The 21,687-nt window shown below is 33.9% G+C and carries 20 protein-coding genes; 9 read left to right on the top strand and 11 right to left on the bottom strand.

The window, feature by feature from the left end; genetic code table 11:
• The first annotated feature begins 18 nt into the window (after positions 1 to 18).
• Entirely contained in the window at positions 19 to 435 is a 417-nt protein-coding gene (locus FA048_RS20160) for a YiaA/YiaB family inner membrane protein (protein ID WP_449421246.1), read from the top strand.
• 130 nt (positions 436 to 565) lie between these two features.
• Complete coding sequence (locus FA048_RS00325; protein ID WP_136838011.1) at positions 566 to 1,789, top strand: glycoside hydrolase family 5 protein; 1,224 nt, start codon at positions 566 to 568, stop codon at positions 1,787 to 1,789.
• 18 nt (positions 1,790 to 1,807) lie between these two features.
• Here FA048_RS00325 and uvrA read toward each other — a convergent pair whose 3' ends face one another.
• A complete protein-coding gene (gene uvrA, locus FA048_RS00330; RefSeq protein WP_136838012.1) occupies positions 1,808 to 4,669 on the bottom strand; it encodes an excinuclease ABC subunit UvrA in 2,862 nt (953 codons plus the stop codon).
• 403 nt (positions 4,670 to 5,072) lie between these two features.
• Here uvrA and fabV point away from each other — a divergent pair, with 403 nt between their 5' ends.
• Positions 5,073 to 6,278 (top strand): enoyl-ACP reductase FabV, encoded by a 1,206-nt coding sequence (fabV, locus tag FA048_RS00335; RefSeq protein WP_136838013.1) that lies wholly within the window; start codon positions 5,073 to 5,075, stop codon positions 6,276 to 6,278.
• A gap of 34 nt (positions 6,279 to 6,312) precedes the next feature.
• Here the strand turns inward: fabV and FA048_RS00340 are convergent, their stop codons facing one another.
• From FA048_RS00340 to FA048_RS00350, 3 genes are all read right to left on the bottom strand, one after another.
• Positions 6,313 to 6,735, bottom strand: coding sequence for an arsenate reductase ArsC (locus tag FA048_RS00340; RefSeq protein WP_136838014.1), 423 nt, complete (start codon positions 6,733 to 6,735; stop codon positions 6,313 to 6,315).
• Positions 6,736 to 6,874: 139 nt separating this feature from the next.
• On the bottom strand, positions 6,875 to 7,342 hold the full coding sequence (locus FA048_RS00345; RefSeq protein ID WP_136838015.1) for a DUF6428 family protein: 468 nt from the start codon (positions 7,340 to 7,342) through the stop codon (positions 6,875 to 6,877).
• 16 nt (positions 7,343 to 7,358) lie between these two features.
• A complete protein-coding gene (locus tag FA048_RS00350) occupies positions 7,359 to 7,691 on the bottom strand; it encodes an ArsR/SmtB family transcription factor (RefSeq protein WP_136838016.1) in 333 nt (110 codons plus the stop codon).
• Between the two features lie 78 nt (positions 7,692 to 7,769).
• On the opposite strand from FA048_RS00350, the gene FA048_RS00355 reads away from it, so the two are divergent.
• Together FA048_RS00355 and FA048_RS00360 are read left to right on the top strand one after the other, a co-directional pair.
• Positions 7,770 to 8,648, top strand: coding sequence for a pirin family protein (locus tag FA048_RS00355; protein WP_136838017.1), 879 nt, complete (start codon positions 7,770 to 7,772; stop codon positions 8,646 to 8,648).
• A 45-nt stretch (positions 8,649 to 8,693) separates the two neighbouring features.
• Complete coding sequence (locus FA048_RS00360) at positions 8,694 to 9,305, top strand: hypothetical protein (RefSeq protein WP_136838018.1); 612 nt, start codon at positions 8,694 to 8,696, stop codon at positions 9,303 to 9,305.
• Between the two features lie 45 nt (positions 9,306 to 9,350).
• Here the strand turns inward: FA048_RS00360 and FA048_RS00365 are convergent, their stop codons facing one another.
• On the bottom strand, positions 9,351 to 10,400 hold the full coding sequence (locus FA048_RS00365) for a ferredoxin--NADP reductase (protein ID WP_136838019.1): 1,050 nt from the start codon (positions 10,398 to 10,400) through the stop codon (positions 9,351 to 9,353).
• A gap of 158 nt (positions 10,401 to 10,558) precedes the next feature.
• Positions 10,559 to 11,332, bottom strand: coding sequence for a lytic transglycosylase domain-containing protein (locus tag FA048_RS00370; protein ID WP_136838020.1), 774 nt, complete (start codon positions 11,330 to 11,332; stop codon positions 10,559 to 10,561).
• A gap of 219 nt (positions 11,333 to 11,551) precedes the next feature.
• Here FA048_RS00370 and FA048_RS00375 point away from each other — a divergent pair, with 219 nt between their 5' ends.
• Entirely contained in the window at positions 11,552 to 13,135 is a 1,584-nt protein-coding gene (locus FA048_RS00375; RefSeq protein ID WP_136838021.1) for a pseudouridine synthase, read from the top strand.
• Positions 13,136 to 13,264: 129 nt separating this feature from the next.
• Positions 13,265 to 14,362, top strand: coding sequence for a lactonase family protein (locus FA048_RS00380; protein WP_136838022.1), 1,098 nt, complete (start codon positions 13,265 to 13,267; stop codon positions 14,360 to 14,362).
• A 29-nt stretch (positions 14,363 to 14,391) separates the two neighbouring features.
• On the opposite strand, the gene bshA is transcribed toward FA048_RS00380, so the two are convergent.
• From bshA to tilS, 3 genes are all read right to left on the bottom strand, one after another.
• Positions 14,392 to 15,543, bottom strand: a complete 1,152-nt coding sequence (gene bshA, locus FA048_RS00385; protein ID WP_136838023.1) for an N-acetyl-alpha-D-glucosaminyl L-malate synthase BshA — start codon at positions 15,541 to 15,543, stop codon at positions 14,392 to 14,394.
• Positions 15,544 to 15,661: 118 nt separating this feature from the next.
• Positions 15,662 to 16,144, bottom strand: a complete 483-nt coding sequence (locus tag FA048_RS00390; RefSeq protein WP_136838024.1) for a hypothetical protein — start codon at positions 16,142 to 16,144, stop codon at positions 15,662 to 15,664.
• 52 nt (positions 16,145 to 16,196) lie between these two features.
• Positions 16,197 to 17,528, bottom strand: coding sequence for a tRNA lysidine(34) synthetase TilS (gene tilS, locus FA048_RS00395; RefSeq protein WP_136838025.1), 1,332 nt, complete (start codon positions 17,526 to 17,528; stop codon positions 16,197 to 16,199).
• A 51-nt stretch (positions 17,529 to 17,579) separates the two neighbouring features.
• Between tilS and FA048_RS00400 the strand changes: the two genes are divergently transcribed.
• Positions 17,580 to 19,778: an OstA-like protein gene (locus FA048_RS00400; protein ID WP_136838026.1), complete on the top strand. Its 2,199-nt coding sequence runs from the start codon at positions 17,580 to 17,582 to the stop codon at positions 19,776 to 19,778.
• A 6-nt stretch (positions 19,779 to 19,784) separates the two neighbouring features.
• On the opposite strand, the gene rdgB is transcribed toward FA048_RS00400, so the two are convergent.
• Both rdgB and FA048_RS00410 read right to left on the bottom strand, forming a co-directional pair.
• The gene (rdgB, locus tag FA048_RS00405; protein ID WP_205943404.1) at positions 19,785 to 20,360 is read right to left on the bottom strand and encodes an RdgB/HAM1 family non-canonical purine NTP pyrophosphatase; all 576 of its coding nucleotides are present in this window, start codon (positions 20,358 to 20,360) and stop codon (positions 19,785 to 19,787) included.
• Positions 20,360 to 20,974: a hypothetical protein gene (locus FA048_RS00410; RefSeq protein ID WP_136838028.1), complete on the bottom strand. Its 615-nt coding sequence runs from the start codon at positions 20,972 to 20,974 to the stop codon at positions 20,360 to 20,362. The genes rdgB and FA048_RS00410 overlap by 1 nt, the downstream gene beginning before the upstream one ends.
• A gap of 209 nt (positions 20,975 to 21,183) precedes the next feature.
• Between FA048_RS00410 and FA048_RS00415 the strand changes: the two genes are divergently transcribed.
• The gene (locus FA048_RS00415; RefSeq protein ID WP_225872438.1) at positions 21,184 to 21,669 is read left to right on the top strand and encodes a hypothetical protein; all 486 of its coding nucleotides are present in this window, start codon (positions 21,184 to 21,186) and stop codon (positions 21,667 to 21,669) included.
• The last annotated feature ends 18 nt before the right edge of the window (positions 21,670 to 21,687 follow it).

Genomic DNA, 21,687 nt, shown 5'->3' on the forward strand with positions numbered 1-21,687 from the left:
TAACCAAATTTTAAAACGATGATTTATAAACCATCAAACGCATTCATAGCAGCCGCATGGATTGCATTAGGAATTGGCATGATTGGCTATATTATTGGGCTTTGGCGCTCTGATATGGAACTTAACGAAAAAGGATATTATTTTACCGTATTGATGTTTGGCCTTTTTGCTGTAATATCTTTACAAAAAGCAGTAAGAGATAAATTAGAAGGCATTCCGGTAACTGAAATTTATTATGGCATTAGCTGGTTCTCTACCATTTTAACCATTACTTTATTAATTATTGACTATGGAATGCAGAACTCTTGCCAAGTGAAAAAGGTTTTTATGCCTTTGCTTTTTTACTCGCTCTCTTCGGAGCAATTACCGTACAAAAAAACACAAGAGATAGTAAGCTTTCGGCCAATAACCAAACCTAAACTAACTCATTTCTAATTCTATTGAACCATTCCATTTAAAACCGGAATGGTTTTTTTATTGGCTAAACATTTCATTTTGAATGCATAAAATTGTGACCAAGCATTTGATTAAATGTGTTTATCTTAGAATTTCAAACCAAACCAAAATGAAACATTCCTATCTTCTACTTGCGCTTTTATTTCCTTTATTGCTAAATGCACAATCAATTAGGTTTTTTGATGTAAAAGGCAAGGACATTATCGCACCTAATGGTAAAACAATAGTATTAACTGGAACAAATTTAGGTAACTGGTTAATTCCGGAGGGATATATGTTTAAATTTAAAGATGCTAGCTCACCTAGGTTAATCAATCAGGTTTTTACAGAGTTAATTGGTCCTGATAAAACCGCAGCATTTTGGCAAAAGTATTTAGACAATTATGTTACTAAAGAAGATATACATTATTTAAAGGGCACAGGGATGAATTCTATTCGAATTCCATTTCATTATAAAATGTTTACAATAGAAAGCTACTTAGGCTCAAACAATCCTAATAGAGGCTTTGAATTAATAGACAGAGTGATTAAATGGTGCAAGGAAGAAAATTTACCAGTTATTTTAGATATGCATTGTGCACCTGGCGGGCAAACTGGAGACAATATTGATGATAGCGATGGTTATCCTTTTTTATTCGAGAATGAAACGAGTAAGCAATTAACAGTATCCATTTGGAAAAAAATTGCAGCCCATTATAAAAATGAACCAACAGTAATTGGCTATGATTTATTAAATGAACCAATTGCTCATTATTTCGATACCAAAAAACTAAACCCTTATCTAGAGCCTCTTTACAAAGCAATTACGAGTGAAATTAGAAAAGTAGATAAAAACCATTTGATATTTTTGGGAGGCGCACAATGGGATTCTAATTTTAAGGTTTTCAATCAACCTTTTGACAGCAAATTGGTTTATACTTTTCATAAGTACTGGACTGCAACCACCCAAGATGTTATTCAGGATTACCTAGATTTTAGAGACAAATACAATGTTCCAATTTATGTAGGCGAAACTGGCGAAAATAAAGATCAATGGATTTTAGAGTTTAGAACTTTAATGGAAAAGCATAACATTAGTTGGCATTTTTGGCCATATAAAAAGATGGATGCAAAAGCTGGGATAGTTACTTTTCCAATACCTGAATATTATAATTTGGTGATAAAATATGCTGACCAGCCCAAAAACAGTTTTGCAGATTTAAGAAAATATGCATCCGTTGATAGAGCTATAATTGAAACTGCATTGAACAATCTATTAGAACAGTGTAAATTTAAAAATTGTACTACAAATGATGGATATTTAAAAGGACTAGGATTGAAGGAAGGAAAATAGTAAAGAAAACAGACCCTCTTATTTTGAATAAATAGCAGTCTCCATTTCTTTTTTCAAGAATTTACCAGTTAAGCTTATTGGATTTTGAATTAAGCCTTCTGGTGTTCCTTCGAAGATAATTCTACCTCCACCAGCACCACCTTCTTCTCCCAAATCAATTACCCAATCTGCAACCTTTACAACATCTAAATTGTGCTCAATTACCAAAACAGTATTTCCTTTTTCTACCAATTCATTTAATACACCCAATAAAACGTTAATGTCTTCAAAATGCAAACCTGTTGTTGGCTCGTCTAAAATGTAGAAGGTTTTTCCTGTATCTTTTTTAGAAAGCTCAGTAGCCAATTTTACACGTTGTGCTTCGCCACCAGATAGTGTTGTAGAAGATTGACCTAAACGGATATAACCTAAACCAACATCATTTAGAGTTTTAATTTTACGATAAATAGCAGGCATATTTTCAAAGAAATCGCAAGCTTCTTCAATACTCATGTCTAATACATCGCTAATAGACTTCCCACGGTAACGAACTTCTAAAGTCTCACGATTATATCTTCTTCCACCACATTCTTCACAAGGAACAGCAACATCTGGCAAAAAATTCATTTCTATAACCTTCATTCCAGCACCTTGACAAGTTTCACAACGACCTCCTTTTACATTAAAAGAAAAACGACCAGGTTTATAACCTCTAATTTTTGCCTCTGGCAACATTACATAAAGGTTTCTAATGTCTGAGAAAACGCCTGTATAAGTTGAAGGATTTGACCTTGGAGTACGACCAATTGGTGCTTGATCTATTTCTATTACCTTATCAATTTCTTTTAAGCCATTAATTTTCTCATAAGGAAGTGGATGTTTTTTAGCCCTAAAGAAATGATGGTTTAAGATTGGGTATAAAGTCTCTGTAATTAAACTAGACTTGCCACTACCTGAAACACCTGTTACTGCTATAAATTTACCTAAAGGAAATTCAACTGAAACCTCTTTCAGGTTATGTCCACTTGCCTTAATAATAGACAATTTATGACCATTTCCTTTTCTACGTTTTTTCGGAACGATAATTCCCTTTTCACCGTTAAGATAAGCCGCTGTTAAAGTACCTGATTTTAATATTTGCGCTGGTGTTCCCTGCGCTACAACTTCTCCACCATGTACACCTGCTGCTGGACCAATATCAATTACATGGTCAGCTTCTAAAATCATGTCTTTATCATGTTCAACCACCAAAACGGTATTACCTAAATCACGCAGATTTTTTAACGCACCTATTAATCGTTCATTATCTCTTTGGTGCAAACCGATACTTGGCTCATCTAAAATGTACATTACATTCATTAGTTGAGAACCAATTTGGGTTGCTAACCTAATCCGTTGAGCCTCACCTCCAGAGAGTGTCCTCGCAGTACGATCTAAAGCTAAATAAGTCAATCCAACATCGGTTAAGAAACCAATACGAGCTCTAATCTCTTTTAAAATCTCTTTGGCAATGGTATTCTGTCGTTCGTTCAGTCGCTCCTCTACATTGGTAAACCAAGTTTTTAACGAAAGAATATCCATTTCAGAAAGTTCGAAGATATTTTTACCATCTACTTTAAAATGCAAACTTTCCTTTTTTAAACGAGCACCATTACATTCAGGGCAGGTTTTTAATTTACGGAAAGTATCCATATCATCAGCATTAGCCGTATCACTTCTTTTATCTTGTTGTTCTTCTAACAATTTGATAATCCCATCAAAAGTAATTTGGTAGTTCTGAACATTCCATTTATTATATTCAACAGCAACACTCAACAATTCATGTGTACCATTTAAAATGATGTCTATATTTTCATCTCCTAATTTTTCTAGTGGAGTGGAAAGAGAAAAATTATACTTTTTAGCTAAAGCCTTCAACACCTGGAACATCCAAACATCTCGGTACTCGCCCAATGGAGCTAAACCACCATTAATAATGCTCAACTTCATGTTTGGCATTACCGATTCTTTATCAACAACAAAGATATAGCCTAAACCATCACAACGTTCACATGCGCCATAAGGTGAATTGAAAGAAAAACTATTTGGCTGAGGTTCATCATAAGAAATACCTGTTGTTGGACACATTAAAAATTTACTAAAATGCGATACATTATTATCCTTATCGCTAATTTTAATAATGCCTTTACCTAAACGCATAGCAGTTTGAATACTATCTAGTAAACGCTTATTGTCTTTTTGATCTATAATTAAACGGTCAACAACAATTTCGATATCATGGATTTTATAACGGTCTACCTGCATTTTTGCAGTAAGGTCTTTAATCTCTCCATCTACCCGAACCTTAACATAGCCTTGTTTACGAATTTGCTCAAATAATTCACGGTAATGGCCCTTACGACCTTTTACCACAGGTGCCAGGATATTCACTGGCATTGTGTCAAATTTATTATAGATATTTTTAAGGATCTGATCTTCGCTCATCCGTTCCATTTTCTCTCCGGTATTGTAAGAGAAAGCATCAGCAACACGGGCGTAAAGCAAACGCATGAAATCATAAATTTCTGTAATGGTACCAACTGTAGATCGAGGATTTTTACTCGTTGTTTTTTGCTCGATAGCGATCACCGGACTAAGCCCAGAAACCTTATCAACATCAGGACGCTCCATTCCACCCATAAACTGACGAGAATAAGCGCTAAATGTTTCCATATAACGTCTTTGTCCTTCAGCGTAAATGGTATCAAAAGCCAGAGATGATTTACCGCTACCACTTAAACCTGTAATTACAACAAGTTGGTTTCGAGGGAAACTAACATCAATATTCTTAAGATTATGCACCCTGGCACCGTACACCTCTACATCTTTTTGTTCGCCTAGGTCAATGTTCTTTTCGCTCATAAATTTCTTAGTTCTCGGTATTAAAACAGCCTGCAAAAATAATGATTTTAAAGGATAAAAACTACTGATGTTCAATAGTTAAAATGTTGTTTTCTTGTCATTCTTAACTGACCCAAAAATTGATTTATCAAGCTTTCATTATATATAAAAATCAGAGAACAATTATTTGAACATTGACTGAAATCAACGGCAATAAATGAGCTTCATTCTGTAAATCATGTAACCTTCAAACGGCGGGACTGATTTATCCTATGAACAATTCACCACTGAACTAATGAACCAATGATACTATTGAACAAACAAATGAACTATATATTTGGAATGGAAAGAAATTAAGGATAGTTTTGAAAGTAGAAAACGTGGCTCATAAAACCACGTATATTTAAGAACTAGCAAGAAAATTATGATTATTGAACCTAGAATGCGAGGATTTATATGTTTAACTGCACACCCAAAAGGCTGTGAGCAAAACGTAATTAATCAAATTAACTATATCAAATCTAAAGGACCGATTGATGGTCCGAAAAAAGTATTGGTAATTGGTGCATCAACAGGCTTTGGTTTAGCATCAAGAATTACAAGTGCCTTTGGCTCTGATGCTTCAACAATTGGCATTTATTTCGAGAAACCACCAAAAGAAGGCAAAACTGCATCACCAGGCTGGTACAATACTGCAGCTTTTGAAACTGAAGCAAATAAAGCTGGTTTATATGCAAAAAGTATTAATGGCGATGCTTTCTCTACTGTAGTGAAGCAACAAACCAAAGATTTGATAAAAGCAGATCTAGGTCAAATAGATTTAATCATTTATAGTTTGGCATCACCTGTAAGAACTAATCCAAATACTGGGATTACACATCGTTCTGTTCTAAAACCTATTGGTGGATCTTTTAGCGATAAAACAGTAGATTTTCATACTGGAATAGTTTCTGAAGTATCTATCGAACCTGCAAACGAAGAAGAAATTGAAAATACGGTTGCCGTAATGGGTGGCGAAGACTGGGCTATGTGGATTGATGCTTTAAAAGCTGAAAATTTATTGGCGGATGGTTTTACAACGGTTGCTTATTCTTACATAGGCCCTGCTGTTACAGAAGCGGTTTACCGTAAAGGAACAATTGGTAGAGCTAAAGATCATTTAGAAGCTACTGCTTTTACAATTACTGATAAACTAGCTGATCTTAACGGAAAAGGTTATGTTTCTGTAAATAAAGCTTTAGTTACACAGGCTAGTTCTGCAATTCCGGTTATTCCTTTGTATATTTCTTTATTATATAAGATAATGAAAGAAGAAGGCATTCATGAAGGCTGTATAGAACAAATTCAACGTTTATTTCAGCAAAGATTGTATGTAGGAGATGTTGTTCCTGTAGATGAAAAAGGCAGAATTAGAATTGATGATTGGGAGATGAGAGCAGATGTACAGGAACGTGTAGCAACTTTATGGAAAGAGGCTACAACAGAAAGCTTACCATCTATTGGTGATTTAGCTGGTTACAAAACTGATTTCTTAAACCTTTTTGGATTTGACGTGAGTGGTGTAGATTATCAAGCAGATGCAAATGAAATGGTTGATGTACCAGGACTGGTTGAGCCAAAAGAAGGATAATCGATAATTAAATAATATTTAAAACCTCATTCAATTAATTTTGAATGAGGTTTTCTTTTATAAACTCCTTACAATAAGATTTTATAAGGTCTCTTACTTTATTAAATTCTTTCACAATTTCTTCTTCAGTTCCATTTGCTTTTGCTGGATCTGGAAAATTGTAATGAAACTTTTTTGCTTTGCTCGGAAAAAATGGGCAATTTTCTTTAGCATTATCGCAAACCGTAATCACATAGTCGAAATCTATAGCAAAGTATTCATCGATGTTGTTTGAGGTGTGCTTTGAGATATCAATTCCATCTGCCTTCATTGTAGCAATAGCTCTTGGATTTACACCATGAGTTTCAATGCCTGCACTAAAAATTTCTGCATTACCATTTGCAAAATACCTTAAATATCCTTCTGCAATTTGACTACGACAACTATTGCCCGTACATAAAACTAATATTTTCTTCATTATTATTAAAATTTTAAACAAAAAGCCAAATGAGGTTAATGATACAAAATTTTGCATCCCAACCAAAAATTAACTGCAATACAATTACCGAGACAGTAATTACAATTGGCTTTTTATATTTAATTATTTTTTTCTTCACTTAACAACAACCTCCGCCCGGCGTACAAGAGTTCGCTGTTGGCAATTGAACTAGATTTATTTTTTGTTTTTCACCAGGAATTCCACAAGCATCTTTAGCCAAACAAGCGGTTTGCATATTCACTAGCACGAAATCTTTTCCATCAAATGCTAAGCTGTATTTACCAATGGTATTGCTTTGGTACTCCACTTCGATCTCTAAATCTTCCATTCCTAAAACCTTCTCAGATAAACCTATGATATTAGCTAATTTACCTGGTTTTAAGCGGTGTTCGAAATCATTGGCATCCCACAATTGAAAATTAGCCTTATGCTCTTTGCGAACAACGCCTCCACAATCAATAAAATGTTTACTTACCACCCCAACTTCGGTTACATGAAAATGTTCTGGCACCATGCTCCCATCTTCTAATTTAAAATTCACAGCCTCAACTGTATTTAAGATATTTTTAACCTCTGATAATTTCATTGTTTTTAGATTAGGTTTAACAACAGTTATTTTTTTGAGCTTTAATCTTTCCAAATACTTCAGACAAGAAGTTTTGGAATTTGAAGAACGTTTCTTCATCAATACAGTAACAGATGGCATTACCCTCTGTGTTTCCTTTAATTAAGCCAGCATTTTTTAATTCTTTTAAATGCTGAGAAACAGTTGGTTGTGCCAAAGGCAATTCATTTACAATATCCCCACAAATGCATGTATCAACTTTTAATAGATAATCAATAATAGCTATCCTAGCAGGATGACCTAGTGCTTTCATGATGGATGCAATCTCATTTTGTTTAGGAGTAAAGTGTTCTGTTTTTGATGCACCCATTATTTTATATTTTAATATTGCAATATTACGATAAAGATATTTACAAACCAAATTATTATCTTTAAATAAAAAAAGAAGATGTCGAATATTAAGCTCATTATAGAAGAAAGGCCAAGTAACATTGGCAATTTTATGGTAGGAAGGTTATTGCCTTTCCGCGAAAAAAGGATGGTAGGTCCATTTTCTTTTATTGACCACATGGGCCCTACCCTAATGAGTGATTATGAAAATTTAGACATCCCGCCGCACCCGCACATTGGTTTATCTACCCTAACTTATCTTTTTGAAGGCTGCATTATGCATAAAGATAGTTTAGGCACCCAGGTAGAGGTTAGGCCTGGACAAGTGAACTGGATGACATCTGGAAAAGGTATTGCACATTCAGAAAGAACTCCAGAATATCTGCGTCATACCAATAAAATGCTACATGGTTTACAAATTTGGGTTGCATTACCTAAAGATTTAGAACAAATGGAGCCTGAGTTTTTTCATGCAGATGCGGATGAGATCCCATCTTGGGAAGAAAACGGCATTCAATATAAATTAATTGCCGGAGAAGTTTTAGGTCATAAGTCCCCTATTCCTGTTTATAGTCCCCTGTATTTATTGGAACTAAAAAGCACAGCTAAAACGAACATAAAAATCGGCGACCGATTATTCGGAGAGAGTGCGATCTACATTTTAGATGGCGGCATAGAAAGTGAAGAAAATACATTTGGACCAAAACAATTATTAGTGGCAAAAGAGAATTCACTATGTGAGTTTACAATGTTAGAAAATACAACCCTCTACATTTTTGGTGGCGAGCCTTTTCCTGAAGAGCGTTTTATCTATTGGAATTTTGTGGCAACAAGTAAAGAACTAATTGAAGCTGCGAAAACGAAATGGCTAATTCAAGAGTTTGAACCTGTACCTGGAGAAACTGAGTTTGTACCATTGCCTGAGCAACGGTTATAACTTTATCACATAGGCACATAGAAAATATTGTACTTCAAAAAACTCATGAAGCATAAAGGTTTAATTATTACTGTTATTATATTTTTCATTTTAATAAATACGATAAAGTATTGGGAAGGAATATTAGGAATATGGGCATTCCCGTTATTTTTGATATTGGTTTTATATTATCTTATTCTAATTATTCTTATAATTAGGCAAATCATCTTTGCAATAAAAGAGAAATTTATATACAAAGAAAGATTAATCATTATAATTGCTTCGCTAATAGTTTTAACATTGACTTATTTTAAGCCACAAGGCATAATAGATTATGACAAACTCTCTGGAAAAGATATACTGGTTGCTGACCATGAAGGAGCGGCAAACTGTCATTCAGTTCTGAAATTTAAGGAAAATAATAAGTTTGTTGATAAGAGTATTTGTTTTGGTGTAGATGAAATAAAAGGTAGTTACTATAAAAAAGGAGACACATTATTTTTTAAAGATGTTACTTTTCGAGAAAGCGAAAAAAGATATGATGAATTCGCTGTTATCAAGCTTTTCAAAGCTAACAATGGAATTTATCTTGGGAAATTAATTTCTTACAAAAATAAAAAGGATACTATCGGAATTGCTTTTGATATTACTAAACATAGTTTTAATATAAAGCAATAGAATTTCATCAAACCTATGTTTTCTATCTGTCTATGTGGTTATCCTTTATCCCCAAGTTATTGTAGTCTCATTCTCAGTTGGATGCCCGGTGCAAACCAAAACCCTTCCATTTGCAACTTCATCATCAGTTAAAACTTCATTATAATCCATTCTTACGCCACCTGTAATGCAAGTTGCTGTACAAGTGCTACAAACACCACCGCTGCAACTGTAAGGCAAATCAATTTTATTTTCTAGTGCTACTTCTAAAATTCTTTTGGGCCAGGGAACAGATAGATGATGAATATTTCCCTTAAAATGTAAAATAATTGAATACGTATTTTTATCAACTACTTTTTCTGTTGCATCATCTTCATCTACCTCATCTTCTGGCAATACAAAAGTTTCTCTTTTAACTTGATGCGGTTTAAATCCAGCTCCTAATAGCGTAATTCTACAAACATCCATATAGTCTACCGGACCGCAAGTATAGCAAAGCACGTCTTCCTTATTAAACGCTAAATTCTCCCTAACTAATTGGTTAATGAGAAAACCATTAAGTCTTGCCCTCATCAAGTTTTTAGAATTACTAAATAGATGAATGACTTTTAATCTTTCTGGATATTTCACCTGCCATTTAGCTATTTCTTCTAAGAACAAAGTATCATCAGCAGATCTACTGCTATAAATTAATACAAGCTTAGAGCTTATCTCTGTAACTAAGGCTGTTTTAAGAATAGATAATATTGGTGTAATACCAACTCCAGCTGCAAATAAGAAAATCGTTTTGTTTTTCTCATTTGGCTGATAGGTGAACTGGCCATTTGGTTCAGCAATACTTACCTCATCGCCTACTGCTAGTTGATGATGGAGAAATCTAGAAATCTCACCATTTTCTACCAATTTAACAGCAATTGAAATTGGTTCATTTACATCAGGTGAGCTGCAAAAAGAATAGGAACGCCTGAGTTCTTTTCCGTTTCCCTGAAAAACAAAAGACAAAAATTGCCCTGCCTGATAATTCAATTTTTTTCCATTTAGGGTTTCAAAGTCAATTTTTATAACTTCTGCTGGCTGTTTGGTTACAGCAATTACACGGAGTTTTTGCAGGGACATATGCCGACTAAAATAATAAAATAATCCCGTCACTGTAAACTTGTTTCAGAGTCTTTGTAGGAAAAAATTGAAATAAATTCTGCAGGACGACTATTACAGCATAAAAAAAGCCATTTCAACTTTCGTTAAAATGGCTTTTGCTAATTTAAGTCAAAAAATTATTCAGCGGTAACAGTATTGGCTCCAGCATATGCTATCAAAGCTTTCTGATTTTTGTAGCCATTACGTGTTGGATTTTCAAGAATTTCTTTCATTGAAATCAATTTGTAAACATACCCCCCTGTTTCACGGTTCAATTTCATTTTAAAATAATTGTCTTGATTTTGCTTGTTGATCTGTCTTTTCATGTGTACATCGCCAACATTATAAGCAGCTGCAACCAAGGTCCAGCTATCAAAAATGCCGTACAGTTCTTTAATGTACTTACATGCTGCAATGGTAGACTTACGTAAATTTTTACGTTCATCCATTTTGCTGTTTACTTTTAAACCATACATTCTAGCAGTTCCAGGCATAAATTGCCAAAAACCAGCTGCTCCTTTTGGAGATGTACCGCTTTGTAAGCCAGATTCTACTAAAGGCATGTACTTAAAATCGTTTGGAATTCCATAAGCAGCCAAAATAGGTTCTATAATAGGAAACCATTCTGCCGCTTTGCGGTGTAAACGATTCGTTTGCAGCTTTTGATAACCATATGAAGCTAAAGTCTTCTTCATTTTACCGGTAATCCTTTTATCGCCCAAAGGCAATGTTTCTTCTGCAAAGTCTAACTGAGCTATTGTAAATGCCGGCTCTTCGACTGTTGTAACTATAGGGGTGAGATTGTTGTTTTTTTGACTTGTTTTTTCTTCTGGTAGTGTGTAAGCAAACACTTTTGCCATAACCAATAATGATAAAATTACTGTGTATGGAATGATGTGTTTCTTTAGCATCTTCCTCCTTTTTTTTGTGAACAAATATAATTGGTTCGGCAAAGATACAATTCATTTATCTAATTATCAAATAGTTACGAATTTTTCTGCTAAAATCTAGGTTTAAATGCATTTAAACCTAGATTTTATTTTAGTGATTTTAGGTTAAAATTTACGAAATAGATTGATAGATTTTTATTATTTTTGCACCCGCATATTTTATGCGAGTAAAAGCGTATCATGATAAAAAACAATAACAGGAACAGTCGCGATGACAAGTCCAAAGCGGGCGAAGGAAGTAAAAGCAGAAGACCTGCTGCAACCGATAAACCCAAAGGAAGATATAGTGACAAGGACGGAAAAGATTATTCCGACAAAGACGATAAAGACAAACGCAAACCTGGTTTTGCAACAGGTGATAAACCTGCTTATAAACCAAGAGCAGCTCGCGATGGCGATTCTAAGCCATATACCCCAAGAACTTCTGCAGGAAAGGATTTTAAACCAAGAACTGATAGAGATAACTCATCAAGAGATTACAAACCAAGAACAACAAGAGACGGAGATTCTAAGCCATATACTCCAAGAACTTCAGCAGGAAAGGATTTCAAACCTCGTGCTGATAGAGATGGAGAATCTAGAGATTACAAACCAAGAACAACAAGAGACGGGGACTCTAAACCTTATTCTCCAAGAACTTCAGCAGGAAAGGATTTCAAACCTCGCGCTGATAGAGATGGAGAATCTAGAGATTACAAACCAAGAACAGCTAAAGAAGGCGACTTTAAACCAAGAACTGAGAGTAAAGGCGGGTTTAAACCTTGGGAAAAGAAAGATAGCGGAAATGCTGACTACAAACCAAGAGCATTCAAAGAAGGTAGCTCAAGAGATGATGCAGAAGGCAAACGCAGCTACATTAAAAAAGATAATTACATTACAGACGGAGATAAATCTAAGTTTGCTGATAAAAAAGGTGGTGCATCTAGAAGTACAGATAGCCGTCCGTATAGAAAACGCGAAGAAGGTGATTTCAAGCGTAAAGACGATCGTGGTGAAAGAGTTGCTCCTGCAACTAGAGCAAGAAAAGCTGCTGAACCTAAAGATGATGGCTTAATTCGTTTAAACCGTTATATCGCTAATTCAGGGATTTGTTCTCGCCGTAAAGCAGATGAATTAATTGAAGCTGGTGTTGTTTCAGTAAATAATATCCCAGTTACCGAATTAGGACACAAAGTTGATCCTTACAAAGACGAGGTTCGCTACAATGGCGAGTTATTAAAACGCGAAAAGAAAGTTTACGTTTTATTAAACAAACCTAAAGATTATATCACTACTACCGACGACCCTCAAGAACGCAAAACGGTAATGCAATTGGTAGAAAAAGCTAGTCGCGAACGTATTTATCCAGTAGGCCGTTTAGACAGGAATACTACAGGCTTAATTTTAATGACCAATGATGGTGAGCTTGCAGACAAATTATCACACCCTAAAAACGGAATTACTAAAATTTACCATGTTGAGTTAAATAAAAACTTAAGTCAAGGAGATTTTAATAAAATTCAATTCGGTTTAGAGTTAGAAGATGGGTTGATCAAACCAGATAACGTTTCTTATGTTGCAGGTGCCAGTAAGAAAGAAATTGGAATTCAAATCCATAGTGGAAAAAATAGAATTGTTCGTAGAATATTTGAACATTTAGGATATGATGTGGTTAAGCTAGACCGTGTAGTATATGGTAATTTAACCAAAAAAGATTTGCCAAGAGGTAGATGGAGATTTTTAGAAGAGCATGAATTAATTCAAATCAAACATTTGATAAAATAATCATCCACAAAAGAAGACAAGATTTCACAAAAGTCGCTAAGTAAATTACATTACTAGCGACTTTTGTATTTTAAAGAATTCTTGAATTATTTCTTTCTTTACGTACTTTGCGGTTAAATATCTTGCAAAATGAAAAAAACATTATTTCTATTATTCGCTCTTTCCTTAGCTTTTAAGATTAATGCCCAAAACTACAACCTATTAGTTGGCACTTATACCAATAAAGGCAATAGCGAAGGAATTTATGTTTATGATTTCAATGCTAAAACTGCAGAAACAAAATTGAAAAGTAGCACTAAGGCAGTTAATCCAAGTTATTTAGCTATAAGCAAAGACAATAAATTTGTTTATACTGTAAATGAGGATGGCAAAACCAGTGCAGTAAGTGCATTTAGTTTTAACTCAAAAAGTGGAGCACTAACTTTCTTAAATAAAAAATCTTCTGAGGGAGCTGACCCTTGTTATATCTCTATTGATGATAAAAATGTAATCCTAGCTAATTATAGTGGAGGTACTATTTCAGTTTTTGGCCGTAATGCAGATGGCACTTTAACGGATGCAAAACAAATCATTAAACATACGGGTAAAAGTATAGATCCAAAAAGACAGACTAGTGCTCATGTGCACATGGTTCAGTTTAGTCCAGATAAAAAATTCTTAATTGCTAATGATTTAGGTGAAGATCAGATTTATATTTATACCTACAATCCTACAAGCGCAACTAAGGTATTAACAGTAAAAAATGTAATTAAAACCAATCCTGGTTCAGGACCTAGGCATTTAGCTTTTACTCCAAATGGAAAATTTGCTTATTTAGCACATGAATTTACTGGAAGCATTACTGCTTTCAGCTATACAAAGGGCAATTTACATAAGCTTCAAGATATTGGCACAACCCTCAAAGACTTTAAAGGAAAAATAGATGGGGCAGATATACATCTCTCGCCCGATGGCAAATTTTTATACGAAACTAACCGAGGTGATGCCAATGAAATCTCATTATTTGCAATTGCTAAAGATGGTATACTAACCTTTATTGAAACTGTAAATACTTTAGGCAAAGGGCCAAGAAATTTTGCAATTGACCCAAGCGGGAACCATCTATTAGTTGCCCATCAATACACCAATGACGTAGTAATTTTTAATCGCAATCCAACAACAGGAAAGTTAAAAGATAGCAGCAAAAGAATTAATGTTGGCGTGCCAGTTTGTTTAGTGTTTAAATAAAAGATACTATCCAATTAATCTAACTGGGGCTAGCTATCAATTTCAGTGGTGTTTAAAGACTTTTCTATCACTTCTTTATAATAATCAATATACATCGGTAAGATTTTTTTCAAATCGAAATCTTGGGCCCTTAGTAGCGCATTCTCTTTAAAATAGTTTAATGTATCTTCATTGCTTAAAATGGTGATTGCCTTATTTGCCATATCATCTATATCTCCAACTTCACACATGTAACCACAAAAATCATCAATATTAAGTTCTGGCAAACCACCAGCGTTAGAGGTAATAACAGGAACTTTACAAGCCATGGCCTCTAAAGCAGCCAAACCAAAGCTTTCTGATTCAGATGGCATAATAAACAAATCAGAAACTGATAAAATCTCTTCCACAGCATCTTGCTTACCTAAAAATCTCACATTTTCGCAAATATTTAACTCTCTACAAAGTTGCTCATTTGCAGTACGCTCAGGTCCATCGCCAACCATCAGCAATTTAGAAGGGATTTTCTCCTGAACTTTTTGAAACATCTTAATTACATCTTCTGTACGTTTTACTTTTCTGAAATTAGAAGTATGAATTAAAATACGTTCATTATTTGGAGCAATTGCTTTTTTGAAATGCCCTTTAGGTTGTAACCTAAAACGATTAAAATCTATAAAATTTGGAATTACCTTAATATCTTTCTCAATCTCGAAGTGTTTATAGGTATCTTCTTTTAAATCTTGGGAAACTGTAGTTACACCATCGCTTTGATTAATAGAAAAGGTAACTACAGGCTTATAAGTAGCATCCTTACCAACTAAAGTAATATCAGTACCATGCAAAGTAGTTACAAAAGGGATATTTATACCATAAGTTGCTAAAATTTGCTTGGCCATAAACGCTGCAGAAGCATGTGGAATTGCATAATGCACATGTAAAATATCCAGTTTCTCAAACCTAACCACGTCTACCAATTTACTAGCCAAGGCAGATTCATAAGGTGCATAATCAAATAAAGGATAATCTCTTACGGAAACTTCATGGTAAAATAAATTTGCTGAGAAAAAATCTAAGCGTGCCGGTTGGCTATAAGTAATAAAGTGAACTTGATGACCTTCGTTAGCGAGTGCTTTACCCAATTCAGTAGCTACAACTCCACTACCGCCAAAGGTAGGATAACAAACAATTCCTATTTTCATTAAAATGCTATAATTTAGAATAACAAATTAACCTATATCTTATGTATTTTGTGTTATCTGATAGTAATAAAATTGATGCTTGCTAAAACAAAAATGGTACATAGAATTATTAGGTAGATTAGCTCTTCATTTCTGATTGGATAACCAAGTACATCTCATTGGGACGTTGGGTGCCAATAAAATATTCAAGCCCATCCCTATCTGTTAAAACTACAGCGTCTTTACCAGATGAATAAAAACGGATACTCCCCTTTTTATGTAGATTGTAAACAGGATTATTGAATAAATAATTACTATAAGTTGCTTTACGAACTTTAATAATGCTATTCAAGTCTATTTTAACTCTTTTGGCAGTCCATAAACCATCAATAATTACACTTTTGTTTTCGATAATGGTTTTATATTGAATGAGAAATAAAAGAATGATCGACACTGCTATTATCCCAAAGCCCACTACTAAAAATAAATCTACCGTATTATCGCGGTCACGCTCATAAACATATGCAGCAAAACAGAATGCAGCCATAATTAGCCTTATCGCAATGCGGATGTAATCGCGTCCGATGTACTGTTTTTCGATATAAGTATGTTTCTGATCCATTAATTGATGTTTGTATATTTTTTTAGTGACATCAATGAGCTCGCAAGCTCGTTTATTTTAACAGTTCGAATATAGCAACTTTTTTTGTTGTTGCCTTTACTTTATATCTATTGTCTTGTCTTAAGCCCGCCACCCAAATTATTTCTCCATTGCCATTTATCAGTAAAGGAATTTTATCTTTTTGAGGAAGGGGAACTTTCTTATCAATTAAAAAATCGCTCAGCTTTTTGAAATTCCTCATTCCCAATGGCATAAACTTATCACCATCTTGCCTAAAGCGTACAATTAAAGGGAAAATCAGCTTTTCTAGATCTACAAAAGCTTTATTTGCATTATTTTCAACATAATTAGAGTTGGTATAAAAAAGTGAAATTTTCTCCCCTTCAATAACTACACTTTCATCTGTAGGGTGCATAAAATGATGTTCGTGAGTTTGCTCTTTTAGCAAAGCTGATATCATTAACTCTTCTCTGTTAATCGTTGCTCTATGTGTATTACTGTAAAAAGAAGTTCCACTCTGCTTGTTTAAAGCTCCTAAAATTTCATCTACTACAAAATTTGTAAAATGATATCTTTTTAAAAGTTCAAATAATATTAATTTTTGAGGCTTTAGTAATTTAATTTTATCAATATCAAAATAAACATCACCATTTAATTCTCTGGAGATTTCTTCCCTTTTCGTTGCAATTGCCTGTTCTAAAAGTTCTTCAGTTTCTGCAAAGCGGATTATATTTTGCGCAAAAGTTTCTTCTAGGTTTAGATTGATCTCTCGTAGTTGCGGAATAACATTCAATCTAATTTTATTACGAGCATATTTAGTACTCTCATTTGAGCTATCTTCCACATAGTCGATATGATTTGATTCGATTAAATTGTCAATTTGTAGTCTTGATAAAAATAACAGCGGCCTAATGAGTTTTTCTCTTTTAGGTAAAATGCCATGCATCCCGCTAATGCCTGTGCCTCTAGTTAAGTTTAACAATAAGGTTTCTATAGAATCATTTTGATGATGCGCCACTGCCACATAATCATAATTTTCTTCCACTCTAATCTTTTCAAACCATTGATAGCGTAAATCTCTAGCGGCCATTTGCGTAGAGATTTGATGCGCATTTGCATAGGCTTTGGTGTCGAAATGAATCACATGGAAAGGGATATTCAAAGAATTTGCCAATAACCTTACAAAGCTTTCATCCCTTTGGGCTTCATCGGCACGTAAATTAAAATTACAATGCGCAATACTAAAGTTATAGTTACAGAGTTTAAATAGCTGAACCATTAATACTGAATCCTTTCCACCACTTACGGCCAACAATATTTTCTGTTGCGGAGTGAAAAGGGCATTTTTTTTGATATAATCTTTAAACTGCTGAAGCGGTAACATGGTTCAAAAATATTTAATTTAAATTCTTAAGCAAAAACCTAACTTTGTAAAGTGCAGAAATTACGCTTTTTCTTTCTTTTATTACTGTTTCCGAGTATTTTGTTTGCCCAACAACAGCGAACAAAAATTATTCTAGAACGGTCTACTAGTTTAACTGTTGATACTAAAACAAATATCAACTATGTTAAAAATCCTGTTTTTAGGCAAGATAATGCTACTTTAACATGTGATAGTGCAGTTTTTTATAAAGAACGAAATTATTTTGAGGCCTATAAAAATGTGCACATCAACCAAGGGGATACTGTAAACATTTACAGTGATTTTTTAAACTACGATGGAAATAAAAAGTTAGCCCATTTAAGCAGCAACGTGAGAATGGAAGACCGGACATCGATTTTAACTACAAATATTCTCGATTATGATATGGGACTTAAATACGGGACCTATCTTAATGGTGGTAAAATTGTAAATAAAGACGTAACCTTAACAAGTAAAAGGGGATACTACTTTGCCAATACAAAAGATGCTTTTTTTAAATATAATGTAGTAGCAGTTACCCCACAAAGCACTATTAAATCAGATACCTTACGCTACAATACTTTAACCAATTGGACATACTTTTATGGCCCTACAAATATTAAGGGTAAAGATGACAACCTATATACCGAAGATGGCGCCTACAATACCAAAAACGAAAATGCCTATTTCGGAAAAAAGAATCTATATACCCAAGGCACAAAATCACTAAAAGGCGATAGTTTATATTACTACGGTAAAAGAGGCTATGGAAAGGCTGTTAAGAATATTGTTTTTAAAGACACCTTAGATAAAACCGTTTTATATGGGCAATTGGGAGAATATTATAAAATAGACGAACGCGTGGTAGTTACTAAAAATGCTTATTTCGGAATGGGCACAAAAGATACGGTAACTGTTAATGGCAAAAAGAAGTTAGATTCTTTATGGTTAAGTGCTGATACTTTAGAAGCACAAATGGCATTGCAAAAAGGTTTGGCATTGCTTAAAAAGCCCGTAGTACTTAAAGATAATGAAATTGGTGCTGAAGACGAAAAAGAGAAAGAGGCCAAAGAAAAAGAGAAAGCAGAAGCAAGGAAAGAAGCAGATGAAGCAGCTAAAGCTGAGAAAAAACTTTTAGCGAATAAACCACCAGAAAAAAAGTTAAGCAAAAAAGAAAGAAAAGCTGCAGAAGAAAAAGCGAAAGAACTTAAAAATAATCCTCCACCAAAAATAGCAAGCGATAGCTTAAAGATAAATACAGATAGTTTGCGGACCGATAGCTTGAAAAAATTAACTGCTGTAAACTTAAAAAATAAGATTATCGCAGAAAAGAAGGATTCAGTTAAGCTATATAACAAAGCTAAACCTAGCGCTGCAATTAAAGCTGGAGCGGTAAATAAACCAAAAGTTGCAAACAGTAAAGTTAAGGATAGTGTTGTAGCCTTTAATCCAGCAGACACCGTTAAAGCCAGGGTAATTAAAGCTTATCATAATGTGAGGGTTTTTAAATCTAATTTGCAGGCAATTTCCGATTCCTTGTTTTATACCGCTGCAGATTCTGCATTGCGATGGTATAAAAATCCCATTTTATGGTCTCAAGGCTCACAACAGACTGGAGATACCATCCATGTATTTTTTAAGGGCGATAAAATGCACAGCTTCCAAGTTTTGCAAAACTCATTTGCAGCAAATATGGAAACAGATACAACTAAATTTAACCAGGCAAAAGGAAGAATTACTACTGGTTTCTTTAAAGATGGAGAACTGCAAAATATGTACATAGATGGTAATGCAGAAAGTATTTATTTTGACAAGGATGACAAGAATGTCTTCAAGAACATGAATCAGACTGTAAGCAGTAGGATTAAGTTTACATTTAAAGATAAAGAATTAGCTAAAGTTACCTTATTTAGAGAGATTGAAGGAAAAACAGATCCGATAGATAAACTTCCGAAAGAGACGCTTTTAACTGGTTTTATATGGAAACCAGAGTTAAGACCTACGAGTAAAGCTGATATTATCAAAGGCAAACCAAAAGCGAAAACTACGCCTAAAAGTAAAGTTACACCGCCAAAAACAAACCCAAAATCTATAGGAACAGACCCTACAGGAATAAAACCTATTTTACCAAAGAAAACAACTGATAACAAAATAGCTCCAGTAGCAATACCTGTTACACCTGTTCTTGTAAAACCCGATACGACCAAGAAAAAACTGGAAGTAATTAATTAGAAATAATTATTGTTTTAAAAATGCGATTAGTTTTTGCATAGCCAAGGCTCTATGGCTAATGCGGTTCTTTTCTGTTAAATCCATTTGGGCAAAAGTAATATCATAACCTATGGGCTCAAATATGGGATCATAGCCAAAACCTTCATTGCCTATTGGCTCAGTTCTCAATTTGCCATAAATTACCCCTTCAAAAAGATAATTTGTTTCGTTTTGGATTAGTGATATTACAGTTTTAAATCTTGCGTTTCTATTGCTTACACCTTCCATTTTTTGAAGCAGGTATTGCATATTTTCTAAATCTCCTCGTTTACCGCTATATCTTGCAGAATAAATTCCAGGTTCATTATTCAATGCCTCCACCTCTAAACCACTATCATCTGCAAAACAATCAATATGATAGTTTTGGACAACATAACTGCTTTTTAAAGTTGCATTTGCTGCAAATGTATCTCCTGTTTCTGGTATGTCGACATCACAACCAATATCAGTAAGGTTTAAAACGGAGTATGTTGGAGATAAGATTGCGCTAACTTCTTGAGTCTTATAAATATTGTTGGTAGCAAAAACCAGTTGATTATTCATTATTTAATTTGTTGTAAGCTAGTCCATAAAACTTTTTTACTAGCTTGGTCTGCATCTAGGTCATGCAGGTTTGTTGTGAAAACTATTCGGCTTTTACCATGTTGCGCTAATTGATGTAAAGGGCTTTCTGCAATACCTAATTGCTTTGCATCAACACCAAAAGCTAAAATGAGTTCACTTGTAAAGAAACTAAACAAATCATCATACAAGGCATTAGTATAATTTGCATAATTTAACAGCGCAAAATCTTTTGCTGTCAATCCAATTGCATTCACCAATTTCCTTAACAATTCCCTTCCCTGTTCCGTACTCACTTCATTTTCTTTATCGTTAACCAAAATCAAAATATTCTTTTGGTTTTTGCCTAAATATTTAAAATCAAATACCTTTTTTATCTCTGGTTTTGGCTCTTCAACAATAAGATTTACCACTTCATCCGCTACATCAGTCAACAGTATTTCTTTTGGCAAAGAAATTACTTCATTAGTGGCTTGCTCAACCTTTAATGTAACAGGTTCTACCAAAGGCATTTGTTCGTTACTTTTTACCAAATAAATATCTTCAGTAAAAAATAAACGCAAAGCTTCAGCGTTACTTGTAAGTTGGTTGTTCATATTATTTTAATGAAATTATTTTCTGTTAAAATTAGTTAAATATCTTATTATAGCACCTTAAAATTGTTACTTTTATCCTATAAATTATATAGCTGTTGTCTTTTGTGAGAAAAGTCTGTTGCATTTTTATTTTTTGTTTTTCAACCTACACTACATTTGCACAAAATGTAGCCTCTGTCAATGGTAAATCCATTAGCAGTAAAGAATTTATGTGGGTTTATAAAAAAAATCATGCAGGTGTAACCAGTGCTTCTCAACAAGAGTTAGCTGATTATTTAGAGCTCTATATTAATTTTAAATTAAAAGTTATAGATGCGAGGGCTAACAATTTAGATGCCGATACTGCTTATAAAAAAGAAATTAGTGGCTATGAAAGCGCATTAAAAGCACAAAAAAAGACTTCCCCCAAGAATATTGAGTACAATTTTATTATGAATGAGTACAGAGAAGGTGTTTTAATGTTTAATGTATCTGAAAAAAAGATTTGGAGTAAAGTACACGATAACGAAGAAAAATTGCTTGAATTTTACAACAAAAACATTAATCAGTATAATGGAAATGACTTTTCTGATGCTAGAGGAAGAGTTATTGGCGACTACCAACAATATTTAGAAAACGAGTGGATTAAAACACTTAGGGCAAAATATACCGTAAAGGTAAATGACGATGAATTAAAGAAGCTGGCAAAGCTGTAGCAGCTTTGTTAAATGAAT

It is taken from the genome of Pedobacter polaris (genome assembly GCF_005116505.1).
Classification (GTDB): Bacteria; Bacteroidota; Bacteroidia; order Sphingobacteriales; family Sphingobacteriaceae; genus Pedobacter; species Pedobacter polaris.

Excerpts from the sequence above, each read along its gene's own strand:
- FA048_RS20160 (WP_449421246.1), top strand. The coding sequence starts at position 19 with ATGATTTATAAACCATCAAACGCATTCATAGCAGCCGCATGGATTGCA.
- FA048_RS00325 (WP_136838011.1), top strand. The coding sequence starts at position 566 with ATGAAACATTCCTATCTTCTACTTGCGCTTTTATTTCCTTTATTGCTA.
- uvrA (WP_136838012.1), bottom strand. The coding sequence starts at position 4,669 with ATGAGCGAAAAGAACATTGACCTAGGCGAACAAAAAGATGTAGAGGTG.
- fabV (WP_136838013.1), top strand. The coding sequence starts at position 5,073 with ATGATTATTGAACCTAGAATGCGAGGATTTATATGTTTAACTGCACAC.
- FA048_RS00340 (WP_136838014.1), bottom strand. The coding sequence starts at position 6,735 with ATGAAGAAAATATTAGTTTTATGTACGGGCAATAGTTGTCGTAGTCAA.
- FA048_RS00345 (WP_136838015.1), bottom strand. The coding sequence starts at position 7,342 with ATGAAATTATCAGAGGTTAAAAATATCTTAAATACAGTTGAGGCTGTG.
- FA048_RS00350 (WP_136838016.1), bottom strand. The coding sequence starts at position 7,691 with ATGGGTGCATCAAAAACAGAACACTTTACTCCTAAACAAAATGAGATT.
- FA048_RS00355 (WP_136838017.1), top strand. The coding sequence starts at position 7,770 with ATGTCGAATATTAAGCTCATTATAGAAGAAAGGCCAAGTAACATTGGC.
- FA048_RS00360 (WP_136838018.1), top strand. The coding sequence starts at position 8,694 with ATGAAGCATAAAGGTTTAATTATTACTGTTATTATATTTTTCATTTTA.
- FA048_RS00365 (WP_136838019.1), bottom strand. The coding sequence starts at position 10,400 with ATGTCCCTGCAAAAACTCCGTGTAATTGCTGTAACCAAACAGCCAGCA.
- FA048_RS00370 (WP_136838020.1), bottom strand. The coding sequence starts at position 11,332 with ATGCTAAAGAAACACATCATTCCATACACAGTAATTTTATCATTATTG.
- FA048_RS00375 (WP_136838021.1), top strand. The coding sequence starts at position 11,552 with ATGATAAAAAACAATAACAGGAACAGTCGCGATGACAAGTCCAAAGCG.
- FA048_RS00380 (WP_136838022.1), top strand. The coding sequence starts at position 13,265 with ATGAAAAAAACATTATTTCTATTATTCGCTCTTTCCTTAGCTTTTAAG.
- bshA (WP_136838023.1), bottom strand. The coding sequence starts at position 15,543 with ATGAAAATAGGAATTGTTTGTTATCCTACCTTTGGCGGTAGTGGAGTT.
- FA048_RS00390 (WP_136838024.1), bottom strand. The coding sequence starts at position 16,144 with ATGGATCAGAAACATACTTATATCGAAAAACAGTACATCGGACGCGAT.
- tilS (WP_136838025.1), bottom strand. The coding sequence starts at position 17,528 with ATGTTACCGCTTCAGCAGTTTAAAGATTATATCAAAAAAAATGCCCTT.
- rdgB (WP_205943404.1), bottom strand. The coding sequence starts at position 20,360 with ATGAATAATCAACTGGTTTTTGCTACCAACAATATTTATAAGACTCAA.
- FA048_RS00410 (WP_136838028.1), bottom strand. The coding sequence starts at position 20,974 with ATGAACAACCAACTTACAAGTAACGCTGAAGCTTTGCGTTTATTTTTT.
- FA048_RS00415 (WP_225872438.1), top strand. The coding sequence starts at position 21,184 with ATGTGGGTTTATAAAAAAAATCATGCAGGTGTAACCAGTGCTTCTCAA.